The organism is Akkermansia sp. N21116, assembly GCF_029854705.2.
Lineage (GTDB): Bacteria > Verrucomicrobiota > Verrucomicrobiia > Verrucomicrobiales > Akkermansiaceae > Akkermansia.
In genome coordinates this window covers 787,213-812,901 of record NZ_CP139035.1, presented here as the reverse complement: position 1 = coordinate 812,901, position 25,689 = coordinate 787,213, and the positions used below count along the sequence as shown (strand labels likewise).

Genomic DNA, 25,689 nt, shown 5'->3' with positions numbered 1-25,689 from the left:
TCATAGGATATACAGTAAAAAATTCCTTTTGCAAGATTTCCTTTGGCATACGGTAAGAAAATACCGCCATACGAACACATTTTTTTCGGGACGAGATTGACAATCCGCCTGAGAAATCCATGCTCATATCCATCATGAAATACCAGCCCATCCCAGCAGCATTTTTTCAGGAAAACAGAGATGAACTCGCCTCCAAACTTCCGGCAGGGAGCTTGTTGATTATCCACTCCAACGATGTATATCCCACCAATGCCGATGGGACCATGGCTTTGCATCAGAATGCCAACCTGTTCTATCTCTGCGGAATCGACCAGGAAGAAACGGTTCTCGTCATGGCTATCGGCGCCAATGGTTCCCATCAAGACACTCTTTTCCTTCGTGAAACAAACGACCAGATTGCCATCTGGGAAGGAGCCCGACTCAAACGGGAACAAGGCTCGGAACTCAGCGGCATTCGGGATGTCCGCTGGACCACGGAATATGACGCGCTGATCGAACAACTCGTACCCGCCGCCTCTACCGTCTATCTGGAAGAAAACCAGCACCCGCGCTGCACCAGCCCCGTCCAGACCCGCAATGTCCGCCTCGCTTCGGAACTCAAATCCAAATTCCCTGAAGCCGAATACGCCAATATCTATCCCATTCTCGGCGACATGCGCCTCATCAAGAAGCCTGTCGAGATCGAATACATTAAAATGGCATGCGATATCACGGGAGAAGGCTTCAAATCCCTCCTCAAAGCCCTCAAACCGGGCATGGGAGAATGGGAAATAGAAGCAATCCTTTCCTACGAATACCTTCGCCGCGGCGCCCGCAAATTCTCCTTCCTGCCAATTATCGCTTCCGGGGACAACTCCTGCGTCCTTCACTACATTGTCAACGACCAGATTTGTCGGGACGGGGACCTTGTCCTTCTCGACATCGGTGCCGAATACGGCAACTACAATGGAGATATGACCCGAACCGTCCCTGTCAACGGACGTTTCACCCCTCGTCAGAAAGCCGTCTACAATGCCGTACACAATGCCATGAAGTATGCCATGCAGATCTTGCGCCCGGGCATTGATAAAAAAGAATACGAACGTCTCGTCCGTGTCTTCGTCGGCAACGAACTCGTCACCCTGGGGCTGCTGACCCCCGAAGACCTGGCTGAAAAGCCGGAAGATCCGCCCGCCGTCCGCCGTTATTTCATGCATGGGGTTTCCCACTCGCTGGGCCTTGATGTCCACGACGTTGGAGACCCTCAGCCCGTACTTCAGGCAAACATGGTCTTCACCATCGAACCCGGCATCTACATCCGGGAGGAAGGCATCGGCATCCGTCTGGAAACAGATGTCCTCATCGGCGAAGAATCCAATACCGATTTACTCGCCCAGGTCCCCCTTGATGCGGACGAAATCGAAAAATGGATGGCGGAATAAATCCGGACATGAACCGTTCTTCCCTTGACAGATAGGACTCTTCGGAGTTCCATCTGTCTTCCTGTCATGTCAAAAAAGATCAAATTCGCTCTCCCCAAGGGTAGCCTTCAGGATGCCACGGTAGAATTGTTCCGCAAAGCCGGATACAATATCTACGTGTCCAGCCGAGGTTATCGCCCCACATCCGACGATGACTCCCTTGACATTTTTCTGATCCGCGCCCAGGAAATCGGCCGTTACGTCAATGACGGATTCATTGACTGCGGTATTACCGGAAAAGACTGGATCTACGAAAACAAGGCCGATATCGAAGTCTTGACTGACCTCCAATATTCCAAAGCCACCTCCAAGCCTACGCGCTGGGTGCTCGTCGTCCCTGAAGATTCCCCGATCCGTTGCGCAGAAGACCTCCAGGGTAAGCGCATCGCGACGGAAGGAGTCGGCATCACGGAACGCTGGCTGGAAGAAAAAGGAATCAAGGCTCACGTCGAATTCTCCTGGGGAGCCACCGAAGTCAAAGTCCCCGAACTTGTGGACGCCATCGTGGATATCACGGAGACCGGCAGTTCCCTCAAGGCCAACAAGCTTCGCATCGTCGACACCTTGATGCACTCCTACCCCCAGTTCATCGCCAACAAGGAAACCATGCAGGATCCCGAAAAGCGCGAGAAACTGGAAAATATGGTCATGCTTCTCAAGGGTGCTCTGGAAGCCCGCAACAAGGTCGGTCTCAAAATGAACCTGCCCAGCGCCTCCCTGGCTCAATTGACCGAGTGCCTCCCGTCCCTTCGCCGCCCCACCGTCTCCCCTCTGACGGAAGAAGGTTGGGTCGCCGTGGAAACGGTCATTGACGAAGCCGTCGTTCGCGATATTATTCCGCAGCTGAAATCTCTCGGTGCGGAAGGCATCATTGAATACCCGCTCAGCAAGCTGGTGTACTAAAGGACCTTTTCTCATCATAAGAAACAAACATAACGAACCACCATCATGGGATCGCTGAAAAAACGCCGTAAAGCAAAGATCAATAAGCACAAGCGCAGCAAGCGCATGCGCCAGAACCGTCACAAGAAGCGTTTGCGTTACAAGTCCTAAGCACGCGTTTCATACGCTGTTTCAAGGGCTGCAAACTGCCTTCCGTCATCATTTATCTCGGAAAAACTTCCGGCGTCCATTTTCATGGGCGCCGTTTTCGTTTTCCTCAACCACAACCGAGCCCCAAGGAAATCAATCCATTCAAATCACGGCATATCGAATAGCTCTCACGCAAAGGCAAGAGCCACCGCAGCAGCAGCCGTCCGGGAATGGGTCAGACTCAACGACCAGCCGGCAATGCCTAATCCCTCAGCCGTTTGACGAGCCGCACCATGCAAGACAATCTCCGGCCTCCCTGCCGGAGACATCACAACTTCTACATCCCGCAAACCGCAGGCAACGCCAATCCCTGTACCCAAAGCTTTAGAAACAGCCTCTTTGGCCGCAAAACGGGCGGCCAGGGATGGTACGGGGTTCTCCCTGGCAAAACAGTATTCAAGCTCGCCTGGCGTACACAAACGAGCGGCAAATGCCTTTCCGGAGCGGGAGAAAGCTTTGTCAATCCGTTCGAGATCGACAAGATCAAGGCCGATAGCGACAACGTTTCTTCCCATAATCTTTCCAGAAGCAAAAAAGGAGAGGGAAAAAGCCCCCTCCCGTAATATTAAAACAGACGAGTCATTTCACTCTTCATCTCGCACACGGCTTGTTCCATGCCAACGGAAAGAGCCCGGCTCACAATCGTGTGTCCGATATTCAATTCATGCAAATGGGGAACAGCCACCAGATCGGCGAGATTGGAGTAATTAATGCCGTGTCCGGCATTGACAAGGATTCCGGCACTGCGGGCCGCCTCCGCTGACTCGCACAACCGGGCAATCTCCGACCCCCGTTCGTCACCGAAGTGATTGGCAAAACATCCCGTATGCAACTCCACCATGGGAACACCAAGGCGGGCAGCAGCTTCAATCTGGGCTATTTCGGGATCAATAAACAGGCTGACCTGAATGCCCGCATCCGCCATCTTGCGGATGGAGGGAGCCAGTTCGTTGAAATGGAGGACGGCATCCAAACCGCCTTCCGTCGTAATTTCCTCGCGCGACTCCGGCACCATGCAAACATAATCCGGCTTGAGTCTCAAGGCCAGATCTACCATTTCCGGAGTATTGCCCATTTCCAGATTCAGGGGAAGAGAGACTTCCCTACGAACGAGGAAGGCATCGGCATCCTGCATATGGCGGCGATCACCGCGCACATGCAGAGTGATGGAATCCGCCCCTCCCCTCTGGGCTGCAAAAGCAGCTTCCAGCACGCTGGGTTCCGCATTGAAGGAATCCAGCATCGTTGCGTAACGCGCTTGTCTCAGCGTGGCGATATGGTCGATATTGACACCAAGAAGAATCATTGCAGTCAGAGGGGATAGGAATTGATCGTTAAATCGGGTTGATTAATGAAGGAAATGGCGAACGCCCGTGAACACCATGGCAATGCCGGCGGCATCTGCAGCGGCAATCACCTCTTCGTCACGGATGGAGCCTCCCGGTTGAATGCAAGCGGTCACGCCGGCGTCAATGGCGGCCTGGAGACCATCTGCAAACGGGAACATGGCATCCGAGGCAATGACACTGCCCTTGAGATTGAGACCCGCCTGCTGAGCTTTCCAGATAGCAATGCGGACAGAATCCACGCGGCTCATTTGTCCGGCGCCGATGCCAAGCGTACGGTCGGACGAACCGAACACAATAGCGTTGGAATGTACCTGCTTGACAACCTTCCAGCTGAAACGCATGGCTTTAAGCTCTTCTTCCGTAGGAGGACGTTTTGTCACGACCTTGGCTTCCAGATTATCCAGTCCCCGCACGTCATAGTCGCGGTCCATTACCATCAGTCCGCCGGGAGCAGAACGGATGATCGGTTCCTTACTGGCCTTCTGCCAGGCTTCGACATTAAGGCGGATAATGCGGCAGTTTTTCTTTTTCTGCAGGATAGCCCGGGCCTCAGCATCATAGTCTGGAGCAATAATCACGTCCGTGAAGATGGCTCCTACCACGCGGGCAAGACTTTCCGTCATCGGGCGATTCATCACAATCACGCCGCCGAAGGGAGCCTGAGTGTCTGTTTCATAAGCTTTCTGCCAGGCAGTACGGAGATCTTCGTCATCCTGGCCGACGCCGCAAGGATTCATGTGCTTGAGAATACCGACCGTCGGCCGGTTAAACTGGGAAATCAGCGTTGCCGCGCCTTCGATATCGAGTACATTCGTATAGGACAACTCCTTGCCTTGCAACTGGTTGAAAATATCGCCGAAGTTACCATACAGGCTGGCAGACTGGTGGGGATTGTCGCCGTAGCGAAGTTTCTGGTAGAGAGGCAGGCAAATGGAGAAATTGCCGCCCGTGCATTCCTCATTCTTGTGACCGAGAAAATTGGAGATCGCATTGTCGTACTTGGACGTACGCATGAACACCTTGATGGCAAGACTCTCACGCGTCTTGAGGGTCGTCTCTCCCTTATGCGTCTGCATTTCATCCAGAATCCGGTCATAATCGGCAGGATCGGATACAACCGTCACGGCCGAATAATTCTTGGCAGCAGAACGGAGCATCGATGGACCGCCGATGTCGATCTTCTCAATGGCTTCCTCAAGCGTCACATCGGGCTTGGCCACCGTCTGTTCGAACGGATACAGATTCACACAGACAAGATCAATAGGCTTGATGCCATGTTCCTGAGCCTGCCGCTGGTGTTCTTCGCTGTCACGACGCTGCAAAAGCCCGCCATGAACCATCGGATGCAACGTCTTCAAACGGCCTTCGAATAATTCGGGTTCCCCCGTATAGTCCGAAATTTCTATCACGGGAAGTCCCAGATCCTTCAGGAACTTGCAAGTCCCTCCCGTGGAAATAAGTTCGACTCCCATCTCGTGGAGTCCCTTGGCGAATACATCCAGACCCGTCTTGTCGGACACGGAAATTAGTGCGCGTTGAATAGCCATAGGTATTAAATCTCTATTGCCGGACTCCCGCCGCACGACTTCATGCAAATGCGCCAAGCCCGACTCCTTTCCCTACCCACTCCCCCCCCCGGACGCAAGCGCAATATGTTTCACTCCTGTCATCGCGCGTAAGGAAAGCTGCCGGATTTACCCCTCAAATCGGGACAAATCGCCTCATAATTCGTCTTTTTTACACTCTTCGCTTGACATTACATCGATTTCAACCTAATTCAACCGCTCACAAATACGTTTTTTTAGCCATGGCAACGATGGAAGTTATTCTCGCAACAAAGATCGAAGGGCTCGGCGCAGAAGCCGATCTCGTGACTGTTAAGGCTGGCTATGGCCGCAACTGTCTTATCCCCAAGGGCCTCGCCTACGAAGCCACCAATTCCAACAAGCGTTTTATCACCAGCCTCAAGGCCAAGCGTGCCGAACGCGAAGCCGCTGAAAAGGCTGCTGCTGAAGAAGTCGCCAAAAAGATTAACGCTCTTTCCCTTGACCTCAATCTGGAATCCGGTCAGGACGGCAAGACATTCGGTGCTATTACCAACCACAATATCCAGGAAGCTCTTGCTGCCAAGGGTGTCGAAATCGATCGCCGCATGATCGACATCGAAAAACCCATCAAGCAAGGTGGTCTGCACGAAGTATCCGTCAAACTGCACACTCAGGTAACCGCTATCCTTAAGGTCAACGTCAAGGTCGAAGGCGCCGAAAACGCCCCCGCCCCTGCTCCCGAAGCAGCCGCCGAATAAAGGCTCCGTTTTCATTACCTTTTCCAAGCCTCTGTTTCCGTTCATACGGGACAGAGGCTTTTTCCTTTCTCATTCACCTGTTTTTCCTTCCCATTTCACGCAATCGGAGTCATAATACACGACAGGAAAGTATCGTGCCTCCGCAATCGTCTTTCCAAGAGCCTCACATCAACCCTGGGCTCCGCCCACGTTCGTATGATCCGGATTTATCGACAGACCGACAACGGAATCGACCGCACCACCAATGTGGACGTGGAGGAACTTGATTTTGAATCCATCTTCTGGGTGGATCTCCTCACTCCGGATCAGGACGAAATCCGCTACACCGAGAGCCTCTTCGGCATTGAAATGCCGACCTACGATGAAATGCGCGAGATTGAGGCCACTAGCCGTCTCTACTCGGAAGACGGAGCCCGTTTCATGACGACTACCGTCCTGAGCCGTGTCGACACGGAATCCCCCTCCTTGTCTGAAATTACCTTCGTTCTGATCGGACCGCGCATCATCACCATTCGCCATTCGGATTCTTACTCGTTTCGCGTCTTCTCTCACCAGCTCCTGCGTCGTTCGGAAATCTCGCGAGACCAAGTCTTCATCGGTCTCCTAGAAACCATTGTCGACCGTCAGGCAGACGTTCTCGAACGTTTCGGAGCCGAACTCGACCGCCTCTCAAAAACCATCTTCTCCCGGCAGGAAACCGAAGGAGGACGCCGCAAGAAAACCCCGGCAACCAGTACCCTCCGCCTCATCCTCCAGGATCTCGGCCGCGTCGGCGACCTTCTGACCCGGCAGCGAGACTGCCTCGTCAACCTGCTGCGCCTCCTTACCTTCGCCAGCAACCAGGAAGCCTACGACGATTCCGGTACCAACCTCTACGTCAAACTGCGCCCGCTGAGCCGCGACGTATCCTCCCTTTCCGAATACGCCACCTTCCTCTCCGGCAACGTCAACTTCATGCTCGACGCCGTCCTCGGACTCATCAACATCGAGCAAAACGAAATCGTCAAAATCTTCACCGTCGCTTCCGTCATCTTCATGCCCCCTACGCTCATTGCCAGCGTATACGGGATGAACTTCAAAAACATGCCGGAACTGGAAACCTCCTACGGTTACTTTTTTGCCCTCTTCGGCATGGCTATTTCCATCATCCTTCCCTTGGCCTACTTCCGCGCGCGAAGACTCATTTGAGCCATTCTCCCTACCGCAACAGCGCTATCCGGCCCGCTTCCGCTCTTTATACTTATCTTACCAACACCATTCCCTACCTTCTATCATGCCCGAAACTCTTGAAAGCCTCGTTGACAAAGCATCCGTCGTCGTCAATGCCCTGCCCTATCTTCAGGCTTATCGTAACAAAATCTTCCTGATCAAATTCGGCGGCAGCGCCATGGATAACCCCGATCTCGTCCGTATCCTCTTGAAAGACATCGTCTTGCTCGAAGTACTCGGCATCAATCCCGTCGTCGTTCACGGCGGAGGCAAGGCCATTTCCAAAGCCATGGCCGACTCCGGCCTCGAAGCCCGTTTCGTCAACGGCCTTCGCGTCACCAGTCCCGAAGCCATCTCCATCGTCGAACGTACCCTCTCCGGAATCATTAACCCTGGCCTCGTCCAGACCATGCGTGAATTCGGAGGCAAAGCCGTCGGTATCCCCGGTACGGATATCTTCATCGGCGAACGCCTACAGGAAAAAGACGAAAACGGCACCCCCATCGATATCGGAGAAGTCGGCAATGTCATTGGCTCCCTTCTGCCCCGTATCACGGAAGCCCTCGATATGGAGATCACCCCGGTCATTTCCCCTCTAGCCCGCGAACTGGGAACCCATAAATCTCTTAACGTCAATGCAGACCTTGCAGCAGCAGCTCTTGCCAAAGAACTCAAACCCGTCAAATTGATCTATATCTCCGACGTTCCCGGTGTCCTTAGGGACCCCAGTGAACCCACCAGCCTCATCAACTCCCTGACTCGTTCTGAAGCCCTAGAGCTCATTGAGGACGGAACCGTCAAAGGCGGCATGATTCCCAAGATCTGCTCCGCTGTCGATGCCCTCAATGCCGGAGTTCGCAAAGTCCACTTCGTCGACGGCAGAGTCCCTCACAGCCTTCTTCTGGAGATCTTCACCAACGAAGGCATCGGCACAGAAATCATTCGCCAGCAACGCTAAAAAAACTACATGCTATCCTAAAAGCCGGAAGCTCCCCAGCTCCCGGCTTTTCTTGTAACTAAGCAAAACATCAGCGTGGAGACAGATATGAAAACGATGATGATTTTCCCAATTTTTTAGCAAATAAACGCTGAAGCTCTTCTTTACTCATTTTGTCTACCAATCCGGTAGATTACAGTTTCCCGCCGATTTTCTGGCTCCCCACTCCTCCTCCGCAAAAGGGACAGTTCCTCGGGCTCCATTTATATACTAGCGACGAACGCTAATACTCTTCGCGAATATCCTGACGGCAGGAGCAGATTAAACGGCAATGTCAAATACACGGCCCCCAGCCAATGCGGATTATCTTGTCATAGGTTTTCCATATTTCTTCATTAAACAACAACAGCATTATCCGTCTCCCGCCATCTTCTTACCTACTCCAACAGAAAGAGGGCCATGAAAATACAAACTTCCACACAGTCCTACGAAGAACCAAAAAATTCGCTTTCAGAATCATCCTATAGTCAGGGATAGTATAATTCGTCAGCAAATCAACTCTTTGGAAAAATTTATTTTACCGCTGATTAAAATCTGGCACAGATTCCACCAAATACCTGTTTTCTGCAAAAAAATTGACATTAGGAAAAATAAACAAATACTGTAGTAGTGGGTTGAGAGAAATCCCTATTTCCCGTCACCCGCTTATTATGAATAATTTAATAAAATAAAACGATCATGTCTACCACTATTGCCCTAGTTGCCGTTCTGGCTCTGCCTCTGGGATCCCAGGCCGTTTGTGCACAGAAAAACGATCCCTCTACATACACTCAGACGTCCCCTCAATGGAGCATTCTGGTTTCACCTGGAACATCCGAATCATCAACTCCTTTGGAATATACTGCCCCCGACGGACAGAAAGCATATTTCAAGCAAATCACCTTCCGCAATCAGAATGGGAAAAACATCTCCGTCATGATTCCGGATGGCAATACCGAACACAAAATCCTCGTCAACGACAAGCTCAATATGGCCTTTATCGGAGACCAGACGGACAATGCAACAGCCGAGTTTTTCATCATTGATCTGGCTCAAGGAAAAACCTATGCCATTGATACAAAAAAACTCTATGTCGAAATGGAAAAAAATGAAGCTGACATATCCAGGAGTATTCCACGGTATGCCCTGACACAAGTTACCCTGAAGAACACCACCGCGTGTGCTACCATCATACGCCGCTACACTCCAAAAGGCGGCAGTCAAAAGGAAGAAGCGACATTCCACGCTCAGATCAGCCTGGAAATACCCAAGGATATCTCCTGCGAACCCACCGCCTTCAAGCCAGTTCATTCCGGTCCCGAAGTACAAATCCTGCACAGTCCCCAACTGCAGATGGATCCTGTTCCTGCCCTTTGAACAATAGCTCCCTTGCTACCAATTAATCTCAAAAGCCGTTCCCTCCGACATGGAAGGAACGGCTTTTGGCAAAACGACTGAAAGCCGAGACTTTAGAAGTGTCCGTTGCAAGGACCGGTAGCCCACTTCCAAGCGGTTTCCACGACAGCCTTGGCATCCTTGTAGCGGGCTTCCCATCCGAGGATGTCCTTGGCCTTCTTGGGGTTGGCAATGAGGCGGGCAGGATCGCCTTCTCGGCGGTCTCCATACTGGACGGGAACTTTTTTACCGGTAACCTGTTCGGCCATATCGATGATTTCCTTGACGGAGAGACCGATACCGGTACCGAGGTTGAACCAGTTGGTTTCTCCTCCCTTCATGAGGTAATCGACAGCACGCAGGTGGGCGTCGGCCAAATCATCAACATGGATATAGTCGCGGATGCAAGTGCCGTCCGGGGTATCGTAATCGGTACCGAAAACAGTGATGAACTCGCGGTCTCCGGTCAATGTCTGAAGGATGATCGGGATAAGATGCGTTTCCGGAGAGTGATCTTCACCGATCATGCTGTCCAGGCTGGCCCCGGAAGCGTTGAAGTAGCGAAGGAACACGCTCTTAAGCCCCCAGGCGCGGTCACAGTCCTTGCAGACGCGTTCGAGCATAAACTTGGAGCTGCCGTAGGGGTTGATAGGATCCTGCTTTTCCGTTTCGGGAATCGGGATCTGAGATGGCACACCATAGGTGGCACAAGTGGATGAAAAGACAAAGCGCTTAACGCCGGCATCCTTCATAGCGCCCAGAAGGACGAGAGGACGAGCGATGTTATTCGTGTAATACTTCAGCGGATCTTTGACGGATTCTCCTACTTCGATGAAAGCAGCAAAATGAATCACGGCATCAAAACCGGCGCCCATCAGCAGGGGATAGACCACGGAAGGATCTCCCAAATTACCGCGGACGAATTTGACCTCGGGATCGACAATGGCCTCACGGTGCCCGTAGGAAAGATCGTCAAGAACCGTCACATCATGCCCCGCCTTCACAAGCTGACGCACCGTGTGCGAACCAATATATCCGGCGCCGCCGGTCACAAGTACTTTCATGGTGAGAGAAAATTCGTTCTGAGGTCATTATGCACTCTGCCGGGGCGGGGCGTCAACGCAATCCCGCCGCCCGGACGGAGATAATTCGGCAATCGTAGAGGGATTTCCATGTCAGTCCACCCACTCAAGCCGGTTGAACTCATGAATTTGGCTGGAGATTAGAACGGACATCACGGATACTCGCAGCTATGAAGTCCCGGGATATCCGTTCTGTCCTCGATCACCATGATGTCAAGCCGAGCAAATCGCTCGGACAAAACTTTTTGACGGATGAAAATGTCGCCCGCTGGATCGTGGATCAATTGGAAATCACCCCCGGCGATTGCGTTGTGGAAGTAGGTCCGGGAACGGGTGCCCTGACGGAACACGTGGCCCCGCTATGCAGGAAACTCGTTCTCGTCGAGTTCGATGCCCGTCTGGCGGCCTATCAGCGCGAACGTTGGCAGGATTCCCCGCATGTGGAAGTCCACCATGCCGACGGGGCCTCGTGGGATCCCCGAGGTCTCTTTGCCGAAGCCCCCGTAAAGTTTCTAGGCAACCTCCCCTATTCCGCCGGAGGAGCCATCCTTCAGAATTTCCTTGCGAAACCCAGCTCCGTTTCCCGGGCTGTCGTCATGCTGCAAAAAGAATTCATCGACCGCATTCTGGCAACGGACGGCGACGATGCCTACGGACTCCTCTCCTTGAGAATTCAAAAGAATTGGATTCCCAAAGCCCTGAAAACCATCCCCCCGGAAGCCTTCCACCCGCGGCCCCGCATCGACTCCACCGTCATGCTGCTCACACCCCGAGACCCGGCGGAATTCCCCCCCTACGACGACCGCCTCCTGGACGAATTGATGCGGAAAGCCTTTGCCCAGAGGCGCAAGCAGATCAAAAAGCAACTGCCCCAGGCCCCCCCCTGGAACGAAGTCGCCGCCGCCATCGGAGTGCCGGAAACAGCCAGGCCTGAAGAACTCTCTCTGGCCCAATGGATCAAGCTGTCCACCCTGTACGATACACATCCCCTGGCTGCTATCCCCCAGAAAGACGATGAACTCCTCAGCATCGTCGATGTACACGACATAGTCGTTGGAGAAGCCTCGCGCAAAGCCGTTCATAACGAAGGCATGATCCACCGGGCCGTCCACATCTTCGTCCGCAACAAGCATGGAGACATTCTGCTCCAGAAGCGTTCTCCGTGGAAAGACCGCCATCCGTCCGTGTGGGATTCTTCCGCCGCCGGGCATGTCGATTCCGGAGAAACCTACAACCAGTCCGCCCGACGGGAATTGCAGGAAGAACTCGGCATTGTCGACGCTCCCCTGCTCCGCGTCGGACACCTGCCCCCATCGGAAGAAAACGGACAGGAACACGTAGAACTCTACCTCGCCGAACATTCCGGAAAAATCAAATTCCCGGCAGCAGAAATCGAGGCCGTCCAATGGCTGCCCGTTGCCACCATCCGGGCATGGATGCAACGCAGACCGCAAGACTTCGCCGGTTCCTTCCTGGAATGCTGGGATTTGTTCCTGACCGCAGGACAAAACCTCTCCGTTCCGTCCGAAAACAAACCATCCCCCCCTCCTCACCCCAGTCATCAACCTTCAAACAATCCGTATTATGATTAATTCAAAAAATATTACGCCGGAACAAACGGAACTTCTGCGCCAATGGGCAGCCGAAGGGCTTGATCTGAACCAGATTCAGAAAAAAATCAATCAGGAATTCGGCATCAGCATCACCTACATGGACACCCGTTTCCTGCTTATGGATCTGGATATCCAGCTCATCCAGCCCAAGAAGGAGGAAGAATCGCCAGCCAATGCTACCGACACACCGCTCGGAAATACCTCCCCTTCGCTCCCGGGATCAACCTCGGTCACCATCGACGAAATTACCCCCCCTCATGCCTTGCTGACCGGCAAAGTTACTTTCAAGAGCGGTCACACGGGAACTTGGAGCATCGACAAAATGGGCCGTATCGACTGGGCTCCTATCTCCGGAGAACCCACCGACGATGACCTGCAAGCTTTCCAGACAGAACTCCAAAAAGTCCTGCGCCAGCAAATGGGCGGATTCTAACCCTCGCCGCCATCATGGAAATCCCCGACGACATCATTGCCGACCTCATCCCTGCCGTCCGCTCGCAGTTGGATAACGCCGAACCTCCATTCGTCAAAAACACACTGGACCGCCTTCTCAAGGAAGGCATGGACGAAGATGAGGCTCTCTTCATGATGGCACAAATCCTGGCCATCGTCGGAAACGATATGCTCATATCGGGCAAGTCATTCGATATCAAATCATACGAGAAATTATTAAAGAGTCTTCCCCTGCTTCCTGACGAATCCGGCGACATGAACTGACGGGCTTCAGGATATACGCTCGACATTTCTCTTTAATACCCATAATATTTCTTATCTAGATTTTATGGCCAAGAAAACATCAGAAGCCGCCACACCGGAAGAAAAACCGGTCAAAAAGACTGCGACTCGCAAGACCACGACGACAGCTAAAGAAAAAGCTCCCAAGGTTGACAAGAAAGCTGCCGGGAAAGACACAGCTTCCAAAAAAGAAGCAAAGTCCTCCACTGCATCGCGCAAGTCCGTTGCCGCCACGAAGAAAGCCGATGCCGACAAGGCAACCAAGGCTGCCGTGACCGCCCTTGAAACCAAATCCGCCCCCGCCGAAACGGCATCGCAGGAAAAGGTTCAATCAGCCCCTGCCGCTCCCTCCAAAAAGAACAGGCAGAGAAAACAACCGGCTCCCCAGCAGACACAATCCGAAACGCAAGCTCCCGAAACATCGGCAACCCCGGAGCCGGCTCCTCAAAACCAGGCAGTTCCTGTCCAGGCCCCCAAGAGCACGGTTGCTTCGGAACAGCGTTCCGACGATTCTGCTCAGCCGCAGAAACAACAGAAACATCAAATCAAGGTTCGCCGGGAATCCTTCCCTCCCAAACATCAACAGTCCCAGCAACACCAGGAACAGCCCCGCACTGCCACGGTTGATGCCGAAGTAACCGATCAGGAAGCCGGCTACTTCGCCCAGCCCGAAACAGTAGGAGGAGGAGATCTCGGCGCCGGCAAACGCAACAAACGCCGCCGCAACCGCAATAAACAGCGGGGCAACGGTAATGAAGAACAGCGCCAACCGCAACAACAGTCGGATTCTCGCGGAATTAACGCCAAAAAGCTCGCTAAAAAGGCATGGAAAATCTTCCTCGGAGAAGTCACGGAAGAAGGCCTTGCCCTGATGGATGACAATACATCCCGCGAAGCCGCCAAACGTGCCTTCCGCGTGGCCGAATTCTTCCTGCAAGAAGAATCACGCCGCAGAAACGCTGAAAAATTCCAATCCCGGGACCAACGGCCCGCACCCGTCCAGCAACCTGCCGAAGCAGATACGGACGAATCCCAGACCGAAGAAGCCTGAGAACGGAAGCAAACTTCCAAAAACAGCAAACAGCCTCTTTTCCACATCGGGAAGGAGGCTGTTTCTTATCACAACTCCGTTTGACAACTTATTCCCTGTTCCGGGAATCCATCACAATTGTCACGGGACCGTCATTGCACAGGGAAACCTCCATATCGGCTCCGAAACGCCCGCAAGCAACCCTGCCGGGCATCTCCTCCCGCAGCAGTCCTAGAAGTTCTTCATACAAAGGTACGGCATAATCGGGCCTGGCAGCACGGATGAAAGACGGACGGTTCCCCTTCTTCGTCGAGGCATGCAGGGTAAACTGACTCACCACCAGGATCTCGCCCCGGACATCGCGGAGGGAACAATTCATCTTTCCCTCATCATCGGAAAAAATCCGCATATCCAGCATCTTCCGGACAAGCCACTCCGCATCTTCCCGGGCATCCGCCTCCTCAATCCCGACCAGCACCATCAGGCCCTTCCCGATCTTGGCCACAAGCACCCCGTCAATAGTCACGGAAGCCTCGCTCACGCGTTGAATAACAACTCTCATACTTGCCTGAGACTATTTGTTGACGATCTGAACTGCATTCCCCTGACGAACCAGCAGGGCCACCTCATTGCAATCCTCCCGGCGCAAATAGAACCCCGGAGACCTCATTTTACCATCCTTGCTGACGTCAATCACCCATGAACGCTCCTTGGTGCCGATCACGAGCTGCTTGTCCGCAGCGGCAAATTCGGGAGAATAGCTCCGCAGATCTTTCCCCGCTTCAATAGCATTTTTGGCTTTAACCGTCACGGCGGCATTTTCCTTCCCCACATCGCGCATCATCAGAATAGGATAGGATTTGATAAACTTCTCTCCATCCCAAATGGAAAGTTCTTTGGCGGGCACATTAATCAGGAGCCGAAAGTTCAAATCCCTTACTTTCAGTTTCTGCCCCTGCACCAGAGCGGGACGGTCCACAAACTGGTTCAAATGCATGATAAAATCCAGCGGGCATTTCGTCTTGTTGGAAATGCCTATCCAGGAGTCGCCCCGTTTGACCACATATGTTTCACTGGCACAACGGGCTGGATCCAAGACCTCGCGGATACGCAAGGAGCCCAGCATGTCACGAGCTTCCTGGCCGATCACCCCCTTTCTTCCAATCAAAGGTTCCAGCATGGAAGCGGCTTCCTCCGTCTTCCCCTCTGCCGCCAGTATGGCCGCCTGCTGTAATGCCTCGGGCCTACGGGGCCACAGTGAATAGTTCTCCTCCGCAACCACGACAGAACACCCAAACAGGCATATCGCCAGCCCCCATTTACAGCAGGCCTTTGCGACGGAAATCGAAAATATTGATTTCATGTGATTTTTGTACCATCTCTACCGTAAACTTCAAGAGGCAGACTTCCCAGGCATCGTCAACACCCTCCACCACGGCCCTCAGGGGATCTCCCGATGCCCTAACCTCGTCCACAAGACGTCCCTTAACAGCCTCGAACGGCTCGTGCACCAATTCCTCGGTTACCTCGGAACGCCGAAACTGAAAGCCATATTGCAAAAGTGTCTGCAGAGCGGCCCCATGGCGTGCAAGCCAATCGAAAAACTGCCGGGCGTCATCCCCGAACCCATCCATTTCAATCTGCTTATACATATCGGGGCGGATAATTTTCGGCTTTTCCGCTTCTACCCATCCGCTACGGATGCGAGTCACATTGGAATCATCCATTAATCCGCTCACAAGGAGGAAGGAAAAACGAGTATCACCAAACGTGTCAATGCGGCGATCCGGAACATACAAGATGTTCGTGGATTCGAGGGCGTACTGGATATCGTCTTCGGAGTACATAGGGGGGAAACTCTCGTGAATGAAGCCACTGGGAACCAGTCGACAATAAAAAGGCGGTCCCGCGTTGACCGGGGAACCGCCAGTGGGAAATTATTTTCCCGTCATGGGAAAAGTAAAATGCTTATTATTCGGCTTGGGCTTTTTCGATATAAGCAACGACGTCCGCAACGGACTGAAGCTTTTCAGCATCGCTATCGGGCACTTCGATGTCGAACGCGTCTTCAAAAGCCATCACGAGTTCTACGGTATCCAGAGAGTCGGCACCGAGGTCCTCGATGAACTTTGCGTTAGTGGTCACTTTATCGGCTTCAGCGCCGAGTTGCTCGACGATGATTTCCTTCACCTTTTCTTCGATGCTATCAGACATTGTGTTAGGTTGTTAGAGTTACCCGCTTTTACAGTGGCACTCTATGTTTGGCAACACATTTTTCAGACTTCCTTCAAGAAAGGGACGAGCAAGATCCCTTCTACGAAAAGAGTTTTCCACCGTCAGGCAGGGGGATTTAACCCGGCGATCACTCTCAATCCATTGAGTGTCAGCAAAGGATCAACGTGGTCGATTCGGGGTACGCCCTGTGCAATCAATTCGGCGTCGCCACCTGTTGCAATGACAATCGGAACTCCATCCATCTCCTTCTCCAAGCATTCCAAAATCTCTTTCACCAAACCGCGGTAGCCGTAAACGGCCCCGGAATGCATAGCCTCCTCCGTACTTCTCCCGATAGCATACTTGGGTTCATGGGGATCAATTGCCGGAAGAAGGGCCGTATTCCTGGCAAGGTAATCGCCCATCGACGCCAGCCCGGGAGCAATAGCTCCCCCCTTGTAACCGGTCTCACGGGAAACAACATCGAACGTCACTGCCGTCCCGAAATCCACTACAATGGCGGGCGCTCTGTAAAAAGCAACCGCACCGGCCGCATTCACCAACCGATCCGCTCCAATCTGACGAGGAAGGGGGTAATCAATGCCTACCCCCAAATTCGATTGCCACGTCACCATATGGTAGGGACGAGGCAGCCAATCTGCCAGTAATTCCGATACCCGGGGTACCACGGATGAAAAAACGGCATAATCATATCGCAAATGGCCTAGTTCCCTGGTCAGGCGTTCTTCGTTAATCTCGCGAGTCGGGATGACGATGCGCGTCTCCAGAAGGCGATCCGGCTCGGAGAGAACAAACTTTGTCCTCGTATTTGAATTATCAATCAGCAGGTAGCTCACAACCCACTTCAATTAGAACGGGAGGAGCACAACTGCAAGGCCAAAGAAGCCACCATGCCGCTTCCTCCTGTCATCCCCGCATCCAGCAGGTTTTGGTGCATGCGGCGCCACAGCTCGCCGTCATCGCCCAGCATCGCCCTCAAAGAGTCTTCCATTTCACCGGAAGATCCTACGTAACGCCCTCCGCCAAGAATCTCCAGCAGAGCGACATTGCCCTCTTCCTGTCCTGGAACCAGATAATTCACCAGCATGGGACGTCCTGAGGCAATCACCTCATGCGTCGTCGCTCCGCCCGCCTTGCCGATGACAAGGTGGTGGCTCGCCAGAAAATCAGGCACGCGATTCGTCCAGCCGACAAGACGAAAACGGGCAGGATAGTCCAGGTTCTGCCGGATCTTGTGCAGAACAGGATACAGATGCCGGCTACGCCTTCCCATGATGCACGTTACCCGAATATCCGGATGAGCATGGAAAATTGCCCTGAGATCGGATTTGATCCTCTCAGTTCCCCCTCCGGCAAAATACAGGATACGGAAGGGACTCCCCGGTTGCCACACCATCCTTTCACCGCGGCTCCGTTGCACGACCGAGGGAGACACAGGAAAACCCGTCACCTTGATCTTCTCCTCGGGTACATCACGCCGGACGAGAACATCCCGGGTCCATGGATCCGTCACACACCACATCTCGCTCCTGCTGCACAGCCACGTTTTGTTAATTTCCAGAGAATCCGTCACAACCGTCATATAGGGCACACTTCTTCCCCCCGTCTGGAAAATCTTGTCCAGCAAATGAGGATACAGCATATAGGTACACACAATCGCATCCGGCCTCCATCCGCGAACCAAACTGGACAAGTAATTTTTCACGGCAGCCATCATCGGATACTCCGATCGGGAAAGATCCAGACTATCCGTCCAGTCGTAAGCCTGACGCCACAACAAAGGTGCCCGCCGAATCGTCCATAAATACCCGGCACGGGACCAACGGAAAAAAAACGGCATACTCTCCTTGCATGGATCGACAATGCGGCATTCGGCCTTTCCGTCCAAAGCTTCGGCCACACCACGTGCCGCGCTATTATGGCCATCACCGTAGCCGGATGTCAGAATCAGGATGCGAGGGCTGGAATTCATCAGGGAAAAGCATGAAGAAATTTACCTCCGGACACAACCTAAATCGGCAAACATTGTCACACCCCGGTCGCAATCCCCTCCAAAACAACATTCCGGTCAGCTGTCAGAACTTCTCCCTGATAAATAGATCCCTTCTTGAAAATCGCCTTGCCTGTTCCAGGAAGACTCCCCTTCACCTCAACCCCCGGACCAATAACCCAATTCCCCCGGAACGGTACACCCCTCCCCTTCTTCGACATTCCTTGGCCGACCTCGGTAAAATCGACGGCAGCATGCTTCCCGGAAGAAGAAGCGTCTGTATTCATGATGAAAATATCCGCCTGTCCCGTCAAAGCCGCCATACCACCCTTAACATCCGGTCTTGCAACCGCCACACAAGATCCGCCCGACAATTTCCACTCCTGACGACCGGATAGTTGCAATGCCGAGGCAATCAGCAATTTCCTTCCCTGCTGTACTTCAATCCCGCCCGGACCTACAACCAAACGTTGCGAAGCGCCACCGGCAATAGCAACCGTATTCACAGACGGATCCTCGACACGGATGCCAAAAGCCTTGAACGAATCCACACCTTCTCCAATCCGGCTCGGCAAAATAGAAGAAGCCAAATCCCATACACACACCTTCTTTACAGGTACTTTCCCATCCATCCAGGCGTCGGGAGCATTCAAAGGCAGATCATAGCGTCCACTCCGGACACTCCCCACCGATTTCCCTTTCAGATGCCCCATAGCATAGGCAAAACGCGCTCCGATCACCAATTGAGAACATCCATCATAGTGTACCCCCATCGAATCGCCGGAAGTCAACTTGGGAAGATCCCTCGTAGGAGCATAACCGAGAGCAGGAGAAGATGCCGCGAGAGAACGCATCACCTGCCAAGTCGTCTTGCCATCCACCTCCGTATCGCGGCCATTCAGCATCCCGTTCGTATTCCCGGTTAAAGAGTCCGTCACATTCTTCGTCCCCCAATTCGCATTCTCTCCAATCACAGCACACGATTTTGCCAAAGGCGCAGTATCTCCCCATCCTTTCAAATCTTCCGCCAAATGCTTGAGAAGTTCCTTGAAACGCAGGGCGGCAGCCGGCACAGCATCCCCTGAATCACTCTCACCCTGCAGATAAAGAAGTCCGGCAAATTCAATTTTCCCATACTTTTTTCCCTTCAAGGCAGAACTTGCATTCTTCACGGCCCCCACCAGCAACCGGTAAGCCTGTCCATTCCGCATCCAATGTCCATTGTCGCCACCATCGCGCGACGCCTTCACAATCGCCACATCGGCATCGTCAAACCATCCCTTTTTCTCCAAAACCGCGGCAAATCCATACTCTGGCCCCATACACAAATTGCCATTATAAGAAGGGACCGCAGGAACAACCATTCCCCATTCTTGGGAGGCTCCGGAAAAGACTCCCTCCTTCTGTCCGAAATTTTCATGCCAGTACATCGTCCTTTTCGGCTTGTACTTTTCCAACATTTCCGCAGATGCAGGAGATCCCTTCACGGCTCCCAGTGAATTCGATTGCCCAGTCAGTAAAAAAATCTTCAAATCCCGGCCATTGACCGGTATCGCAAAACACCCCAGCAAGAAAAACAACAACAGCTTCATGATAATGGAATGGAAAAATAGTTCAAAACAGCTCCAGAGTCCATATCTTTTCCGCTCTTCCCGAGATCATTTCGATTTTTCTGCATTTGTCACATTTCGCGGGGATGAGGATTCGAGTATAAACAGAGAAGCCCCGCCTTGCATGGTGACAAGGCGGGGCTTCATAATCAATCCCGGCGACGACCTACTCTCACAAGAGCTATACTCTCACTACCATCGGCGCGCCAGCGTTTCACTGCCGGGTTCGGAACGGGACCGGGTGGGACCACTGGGCTAAGATCACCGGGCTTCAGGGCGGAGGCTCCCGTTTTCTGGGGAGGGGGGGGTGTCCGTTCTGCCTGCCCGGGGGTCTCTCGGGGGGGGGATGATGGGGATTGATCTTCTTCTGTTTTGGACGCGGAGGCAAGGGAAAAAGGGGAGGAAGCCGGGCTCGAAGCCTGACATCCGCGTGGCGGGGTGTTTCTGCTGTTATGGGTCTTACTTTCCACTCTTTCATACCATGCAAGGCTTCTTCACAATACCTTCACATGAGGATTGCTCCCTTTCCTAAAAGGGAGGAATCAAGTCTTTCGGAGTTTAGTATCGCTCGGCTCAACACATTGCTGCGCTTCCACCTGCGACCTATCGACGTGGTCGTCTTCCACGTTCCTATGGGGAAAATTCATCTTGGGAGGGACTTGGCGCTTAGATGCTTTCAGCGCTTATTCCTTCCGCACTTAGCTACCCGGCCGTGCATTTGACAATACAACCGGTGCACCAGTGGTGCGTCAGACCCGGTCCTCTCGTACTAAGGTCTGAACCCCTCAATTTTCCAACGCCCACAGAGGATAGAGGACCGAACTGTCTCGCGACGTTCTGAACCCAGCTCGCGTGCCGCTTTAACCGGCGAACAGCCGGACCCTTGGGACCTTCTCCAGCCCCAGGATGCGACGAGCCGACATCGAGGTGCCAAACCACGCCGTCGATATGAACTCTTGGGCGTGATCAGCCTGTTATCCCTAAGGTACCTTTTATCCGTTGAGCGACGGCAATTCCACTTTCTACCGCCGGATCACTTGGGCCTGCTTTCGCATCTGATCGACTTGTCGGTCTCACAGTTAGGCTGGTTTATGCCCATGCACTCGTCACGCGGTTGCCAACCGCGCTGAACCAACCTTCGCGCTCCTCCGTTACTCTTTGGGAGGATACCGCCCCAGTAAAACTGACCGGCTGACACGGTCCCCTGGCCGGTTTCACGGCTCAGCGTTAGATTCTCCAGTCTCAAAGGGTGGTGTCTCATTGATGACTCTTCCGGCCCCTAAAGGCCGGCTTCAACGTCTCCCACTTACTCTGAGCATTGAGACCGAAGAAACAATGACAGCTTACAGTTAAGGTCTATAGGGTCTTTCCGTCCTTCTGCGGGTAGGCGGCATCTTCACCGCCACTACAATTTCACTGAGCGTCTGGTTGAGACAGTGCCCAACTCGTTTCACGATTCGTGCAGGTCGGAACTTACCCGACAAGGAATTTCGCTACCTTAGGACCGTTATAGTTACGGCCGACATTCACCGGGACTTGGGTTCAGAGCTTCGCCTTGCGGCTAACACCTTGCCTTAATCTTTCGGCATTGGTCACGTGTCACACCCTATACTTCGACTTGCGTCTTTGCAGAGTGCTGTGTTTTTGATAAACAGTCGGTTGGGCCATTTCTCTGCGGCCTGCATCTCTGCAGGCACCCCTTCTTCCGAAGTTACGGGGCTAATTTGCCGAGTTCCTTAACCAGAGTTCACTCTTGCGCCTTGGTATATTCTACCCACCCACCTGTGTCGGTTTGCGGTACGGGTTCCTTAGCATACGCTGGGGCTTTTCTTGGCACTCGCTTTGATGGTGCGGCCAGTCCGTAAACCGGCCTCGGAATTCAATAACCTGTCCATCTCTACTCATGCGTCCCCCCAGTTTAAGGGTCGGAAGCTCAGGATTATTAACCTGATGTCCATCGCCTACGCCTCTCGGCCTCGGCTTAGGTCCCGGCTAACCCAGGGACGAATCTCGTTGCCCTGGAAACCTCGGGTTTACGGCGGCCGGGGATTTCACCCGGCTTAACGTTACTCATGTCTGCATACTCACTTCCGTGCTCTCCAGGGTCAGTCGCCATCGCCCTTCAACGTACACGGAACGCTCTTCTACCACTCCTCCCTTGCAGGAGAAATCCAGAGCTTCGGTACAACGTTTCATCGCCAATCATTTTCGGCGCAGGATCACTCGATGAGTAAGCTATTACGCATTTTTTAAATGGTGGCTGCTTCTAAGCCAACATCCTCACTGTCTGTGTAATCCCACATCCTTTCCACTCAACGTTGTTTGGGCACCTTAGCTGCTGGTCTGGGTTGTTTCCCTCTCGACAATGAAGCTTATCCCCCACTGTCTCACTGCTACGCTCCATTGTGCGGTATTCGGAGTTTGATAAGGGTTGGTAGGCGGGTGTGCCCCCTAGCCTTGTCAGTGCTCTACCCCCGCACATCAGCACGTAACGCTGCACCTAAATGCATTTCGAAGAGAACCAGCTATCACGGGGTTTGATTAGCCTTTCACTCCTACCCTCAGCTCATCAGAGAACTTTTCAACGTTCACCTGTTCGGTCCTCCACGGCGTTTTACCGACGCTTCAACCTGGCCAAGGGTAGGTCACCTCCGCTTCGGGTCCAGTACCTGCGACTAAAAACCGCCCTGTTCGGACTTGCTTTCGCTTCGACTCCGGGCCGGAAGCCCTTAGTCTTGCCACAGACACTGACTCGCAGACTCATTAAACAAAAGGCACGCCATCGCAGCTTGCGCTGCTCTGACACTTTGTAGACATACGGTTTCAGGTTCTATTTCACTCCGCTCACAGCGGTTCTTTTCACCTTTCCCTCGCGGTACTTGTTCACTATCGGTCGCCGACTAGTATTTAGCCTTGCGCGGTGGTCCGCGCGGATTCATACACCGTTCCACGTGTGGTGTATTACTCAGGAGTCCACTAGATCTCACAAAAGATTTCGCTTACGAGGCTTTCACTCTCTCCGGCCAGTCTTTCCAAACTGTTCTGCTATCTTTCATGATCGATCATGGCGTGGTCCTACAACCCCGAAAGAAGTACTTTCGGTTTGGGCTCTTCCGCTTTCGCTCGCCACTACTTACGGAATCGATTTCTCTTTCTTTTCCTCCGCTTACTGAGATGTTTCACTTCAGCGGGTCTCGCGATCGTTGTCCTATGTATTCAGACAACGTCAACCGGGCTTTCCCCCGGTTAGGTTACCCCATTCGGATACCCCCGGATCGTAGCTCATTTGCAGCTCCCCGAGGCTTTTCGCAGCTTATCGCGTCCTTCTTCGCCTGTCGGCACCAAGGCATTCACCGTACGCCCTTGGTTTCTTGATTCCATTCCTTCAGAAAGGAAAGCAAGTCCCCATGTGATGATACTGTTAAATCTTGTATGCTTGCGTGTTATTCAATATGTGTTTTGTAGTTTCCCACTTCAGGGTTTTCTTGATCTCCTTTGAAAATGTCTCACGACTTTCTCCTAGGTACAAGAACCCTTTTGCCACGCGGATGTCAATCTTCGCTTCGCTTCTTTTCTTCTCCGGGCTTATGAGCCGGCTTGTCTTTATATGGTGGGCCTGACAGGACTTGAACCTGTGACCCCGCGCTTATCAAGCGCGTGCTCTAACCAACTGAGCTACAGGCCCATGGTTTTCTCTATAGGCCAAGTCTTCCTTACATGCCTTTTTCCTTAAACTTCCTACCTTTCAAGGGCTTTACGAGGTTTGGGGTGGTGGAGGCACGGGGACTCGAACCCCGGACATCCAGCTTGCAAAGCTGGCGCTCTACCAACTGAGCTATACCCCCAATTGGATCCGGTTACGGGTTGGTTTTTACAGGAAAGGTCGTCACGCACGTCGTACTTGCCTTGCGCTTGCGCTTCAAGGACTTCTTTTTCTTACACATCTTGTAATATCGTTGCCGGGCCTTGCGAACCCGGCTTTCCCGTCCCTAAAGAACGGGATCGACCTGGACAGGAACTCTCGCCCCTGTCTTTTCTCCATAGAAAGGAGGTGATCCAGCCGCAGGTTCCCCTACGGCTACCTTGTTACGACTTCATCCCAGTTACCAGTCTCACCTTAGGACCCTGCCTCCTTGCGGTTGGCTCTAGATACTTCGGGTGCGACCGGCTTCCATGATGTGACGGGCGGTGTGTACAAGACCCGGGAACGTATTCACGGCGCCGTAGCTGATGCGCCATTACTAGCGATTCCGGCTTCGTGTAGGCGGGTTGCAGCCTACAGTCCGAACTGGGCCCAGTTTTCAGGATTTCCTCCGCCTCACGGCTTCGGCCCCCTCTGTTCTGGGCATTGTAGTACGTGTGCAGCCCTGGGCATAAGGGCCATACTGACCTGACGTCGTCCCCACCTTCCTCCCAGTTGATCTGGGCAGTCTTGCCAGAGTCCCCACCATAACGTGCTGGTAACTGGCCACAGGGGTTGCGCTCGTTGCTGGACTTAACCAAACATCTCACGACACGAGCTGACGACGGCCATGCAGCACCTGTGTAACGCCTCCGAAGAGTCGCATGCTTTCACATGTTGTTCATTACATGTCAAGCCCAGGTAAGGTTCTTCGCGTTGCATCGAATTAAGCCACATACTCCACCGCTTGTGCGGGTCCCCGTCAATTTCTTTGAGTTTTAATCTTGCGACCGTACTCCCCAGGCGGCACGCTTAACGCGTTAGCTCCGGCACGAGGGGGGTCGAGTCCCCTCACACCAAGCGTGCACCGTTTACTGCCAGGACTACAGGGGTATCTAATCCCTTTCGCTACCCTGGCCTTCGTACCTCAGCGTCAGTTAATGTCCAGGAACCCGCCTTCGCCACGAGTGTTCCTCTCGATATCTACGCATTTCACTGCTACACCGAGAATTCCGGTTCCCCCTCCATTACTCCAGTCTCCCAGTATCATGTGCAGTCCAGGGGTTGAGCCCCTGCCTTTCACACCTGACTTAGAAAACAGCCTACGTACTCTTTACGCCCAGTGATTCCGAACAACGCTTGAGACCTCTGTATTACCGCGGCTGCTGGCACAGAGTTAGCCGTCTCTTCCTCTTGTGGTACTATCAACATTGCTGCTTGCTCCCACATGACAGGGGTTTACAATCCGAAGACCTTCTTCCCCCACGCGGCGTCGCACCATCAGGGTTGCCCCCATTGTGAATGATTCTCGACTGCTGCCACCCGTAGGTGTCTGGACCGTGTCTCAGTTCCAGTGTGGCCGGACATCCTCTCAGACCGGCTACCCGTCATCGCCTTGGTGAGCCGTTACCTCACCAACTAACTAATAGGACGCGAGCCCATCTTCAAGCGCATTGCTGCTTTGATCTTTCGACCTCATGCGGTATTAATCCCAGTTTCCCGGGGCTATCCCCCACTCGAAGGTAGGTTGCTCACGTGTTACTCACCCGTGCGCCACTGAAGAATATTAGCAAGCTAGCATTCTTCCGTTCGACTTGCATGTCTTATCCACGCCGCCAGCGTTCGTTCTGAGCCAGAATCAAACTCTCCATCAAATAATCTATCTATTTGAAATTGCTGGACCAACAGGATCCATTTCCTGGATTC

At 53.1% G+C, this 25,689-nt stretch carries 22 protein-coding genes, 2 tRNA genes and 3 rRNA genes; 11 read left to right on the top strand and 16 right to left on the bottom strand.

The window, feature by feature from the left end:
• Positions 1-119 precede the first annotated feature (119 nt).
• The 3 genes from QET93_RS03075 to QET93_RS03065 all read left to right on the top strand — a co-directional run bounded on the left by QET93_RS03075 (position 120) and on the right by QET93_RS03065 (position 2,513).
• Positions 120-1,421 (top strand): aminopeptidase P N-terminal domain-containing protein, encoded by a 1,302-nt coding sequence (locus tag QET93_RS03075; protein ID WP_280125418.1) that lies wholly within the window; start codon positions 120-122, stop codon positions 1,419-1,421.
• A gap of 66 nt (positions 1,422-1,487) precedes the next feature.
• On the top strand, positions 1,488-2,363 hold the full coding sequence (gene hisG / locus QET93_RS03070; protein ID WP_280131395.1) for an ATP phosphoribosyltransferase: 876 nt from the start codon (positions 1,488-1,490) through the stop codon (positions 2,361-2,363).
• A 45-nt stretch (positions 2,364-2,408) separates the two neighbouring features.
• Positions 2,409-2,513, top strand: a complete 105-nt coding sequence (locus QET93_RS03065) for a hypothetical protein (RefSeq protein WP_012420149.1) — start codon at positions 2,409-2,411, stop codon at positions 2,511-2,513.
• A gap of 167 nt (positions 2,514-2,680) precedes the next feature.
• On the opposite strand, the gene acpS is transcribed toward QET93_RS03065, so the two are convergent.
• From acpS to purH, 3 genes are read right to left on the bottom strand one after another with little or no spacing between them, the layout of a single operon-like run.
• A complete protein-coding gene (gene acpS / locus QET93_RS03060; RefSeq protein ID WP_280125416.1) occupies positions 2,681-3,067 on the bottom strand; it encodes a holo-ACP synthase in 387 nt (128 codons plus the stop codon).
• Positions 3,068-3,117: 50 nt separating this feature from the next.
• Positions 3,118-3,858, bottom strand: coding sequence for a pyridoxine 5'-phosphate synthase (locus QET93_RS03055; protein ID WP_280131396.1), 741 nt, complete (start codon positions 3,856-3,858; stop codon positions 3,118-3,120).
• Positions 3,859-3,900: 42 nt separating this feature from the next.
• Positions 3,901-5,448: a bifunctional phosphoribosylaminoimidazolecarboxamide formyltransferase/IMP cyclohydrolase gene (gene purH, locus QET93_RS03050; protein ID WP_280131397.1), complete on the bottom strand. Its 1,548-nt coding sequence runs from the start codon at positions 5,446-5,448 to the stop codon at positions 3,901-3,903.
• 260 nt (positions 5,449-5,708) lie between these two features.
• Here purH and rplI point away from each other — a divergent pair, with 260 nt between their 5' ends.
• The 4 genes from rplI to QET93_RS03030 all read left to right on the top strand — a co-directional run bounded on the left by rplI (position 5,709) and on the right by QET93_RS03030 (position 9,768).
• Complete coding sequence (rplI, locus tag QET93_RS03045; RefSeq protein WP_280125413.1) at positions 5,709-6,206, top strand: 50S ribosomal protein L9; 498 nt, start codon at positions 5,709-5,711, stop codon at positions 6,204-6,206.
• Positions 6,207-6,401: 195 nt separating this feature from the next.
• Positions 6,402-7,394: a magnesium transporter CorA family protein gene (locus QET93_RS03040; protein ID WP_280125412.1), complete on the top strand. Its 993-nt coding sequence runs from the start codon at positions 6,402-6,404 to the stop codon at positions 7,392-7,394.
• Between the two features lie 85 nt (positions 7,395-7,479).
• Entirely contained in the window at positions 7,480-8,373 is an 894-nt protein-coding gene (argB, locus tag QET93_RS03035; RefSeq protein ID WP_280125411.1) for an acetylglutamate kinase, read from the top strand.
• Between the two features lie 717 nt (positions 8,374-9,090).
• Entirely contained in the window at positions 9,091-9,768 is a 678-nt protein-coding gene (locus tag QET93_RS03030) for a hypothetical protein (RefSeq protein WP_280131398.1), read from the top strand.
• A 92-nt stretch (positions 9,769-9,860) separates the two neighbouring features.
• Here QET93_RS03030 and galE read toward each other — a convergent pair whose 3' ends face one another.
• Positions 9,861-10,850: a UDP-glucose 4-epimerase GalE gene (galE, locus tag QET93_RS03025; RefSeq protein WP_280131399.1), complete on the bottom strand. Its 990-nt coding sequence runs from the start codon at positions 10,848-10,850 to the stop codon at positions 9,861-9,863.
• A gap of 188 nt (positions 10,851-11,038) precedes the next feature.
• Between galE and rsmA the strand changes: the two genes are divergently transcribed.
• From rsmA to QET93_RS03005, 4 genes are all read left to right on the top strand, one after another.
• Entirely contained in the window at positions 11,039-12,460 is a 1,422-nt protein-coding gene (gene rsmA / locus QET93_RS03020) for a 16S rRNA (adenine(1518)-N(6)/adenine(1519)-N(6))-dimethyltransferase RsmA (protein ID WP_280131400.1), read from the top strand.
• Positions 12,453-12,914, top strand: a complete 462-nt coding sequence (locus QET93_RS03015) for a hypothetical protein (protein ID WP_280125406.1) — start codon at positions 12,453-12,455, stop codon at positions 12,912-12,914. The genes rsmA and QET93_RS03015 overlap by 8 nt, the downstream gene beginning before the upstream one ends.
• A gap of 14 nt (positions 12,915-12,928) precedes the next feature.
• The gene (locus QET93_RS03010; RefSeq protein ID WP_280125405.1) at positions 12,929-13,198 is read left to right on the top strand and encodes a hypothetical protein; all 270 of its coding nucleotides are present in this window, start codon (positions 12,929-12,931) and stop codon (positions 13,196-13,198) included.
• Positions 13,199-13,262: 64 nt separating this feature from the next.
• Positions 13,263-14,267 carry a hypothetical protein gene (locus tag QET93_RS03005; RefSeq protein WP_280125404.1) on the top strand — a complete coding sequence of 335 codons (1,005 nt, stop codon included), beginning with the start codon at positions 13,263-13,265 and terminating at the stop codon, positions 14,265-14,267.
• A gap of 88 nt (positions 14,268-14,355) precedes the next feature.
• Here QET93_RS03005 and dtd read toward each other — a convergent pair whose 3' ends face one another.
• From dtd to QET93_RS02945, 12 genes are all read right to left on the bottom strand, one after another.
• Positions 14,356-14,808, bottom strand: coding sequence for a D-aminoacyl-tRNA deacylase (gene dtd, locus QET93_RS03000; protein WP_280125403.1), 453 nt, complete (start codon positions 14,806-14,808; stop codon positions 14,356-14,358).
• Positions 14,809-14,820: 12 nt separating this feature from the next.
• The gene (locus tag QET93_RS02995; RefSeq protein ID WP_280131401.1) at positions 14,821-15,609 is read right to left on the bottom strand and encodes a LysM peptidoglycan-binding domain-containing protein; all 789 of its coding nucleotides are present in this window, start codon (positions 15,607-15,609) and stop codon (positions 14,821-14,823) included.
• A complete protein-coding gene (locus tag QET93_RS02990) occupies positions 15,566-16,093 on the bottom strand; it encodes a hypothetical protein (RefSeq protein ID WP_280125401.1) in 528 nt (175 codons plus the stop codon). Before QET93_RS02990 ends, QET93_RS02995 begins: the two co-directional genes overlap by 44 nt.
• A 124-nt stretch (positions 16,094-16,217) precedes the next feature.
• On the bottom strand, positions 16,218-16,460 hold the full coding sequence (locus QET93_RS02985; protein ID WP_280125400.1) for an acyl carrier protein: 243 nt from the start codon (positions 16,458-16,460) through the stop codon (positions 16,218-16,220).
• 122 nt (positions 16,461-16,582) lie between these two features.
• The gene (locus QET93_RS02980) at positions 16,583-17,317 is read right to left on the bottom strand and encodes a type III pantothenate kinase (RefSeq protein WP_280125399.1); all 735 of its coding nucleotides are present in this window, start codon (positions 17,315-17,317) and stop codon (positions 16,583-16,585) included.
• A gap of 8 nt (positions 17,318-17,325) precedes the next feature.
• Positions 17,326-18,453 carry a hypothetical protein gene (locus QET93_RS02975; RefSeq protein ID WP_280125398.1) on the bottom strand — a complete coding sequence of 376 codons (1,128 nt, stop codon included), beginning with the start codon at positions 18,451-18,453 and terminating at the stop codon, positions 17,326-17,328.
• Positions 18,454-18,509: 56 nt separating this feature from the next.
• Complete coding sequence (locus QET93_RS02970) at positions 18,510-20,063, bottom strand: sialate O-acetylesterase (protein WP_280131402.1); 1,554 nt, start codon at positions 20,061-20,063, stop codon at positions 18,510-18,512.
• A gap of 171 nt (positions 20,064-20,234) precedes the next feature.
• Positions 20,235-20,350: ribosomal RNA gene (rrf, locus tag QET93_RS02965) — 5S ribosomal RNA — on the bottom strand.
• A gap of 269 nt (positions 20,351-20,619) precedes the next feature.
• Positions 20,620-23,458, bottom strand: a 23S ribosomal RNA gene (locus tag QET93_RS02960).
• Positions 23,459-23,689: 231 nt separating this feature from the next.
• A tRNA-Ile gene (locus QET93_RS02955) sits at positions 23,690-23,766 on the bottom strand.
• 84 nt (positions 23,767-23,850) lie between these two features.
• Positions 23,851-23,926: transfer RNA gene (locus QET93_RS02950), tRNA-Ala, on the bottom strand.
• A 199-nt stretch (positions 23,927-24,125) separates the two neighbouring features.
• Positions 24,126-25,637: ribosomal RNA gene (locus QET93_RS02945) — 16S ribosomal RNA — on the bottom strand.
• Together the 16S, 23S and 5S rRNA genes with 2 tRNA genes alongside form the textbook arrangement of a ribosomal RNA operon.
• Positions 25,638-25,689: the final 52 nt, after the last annotated feature.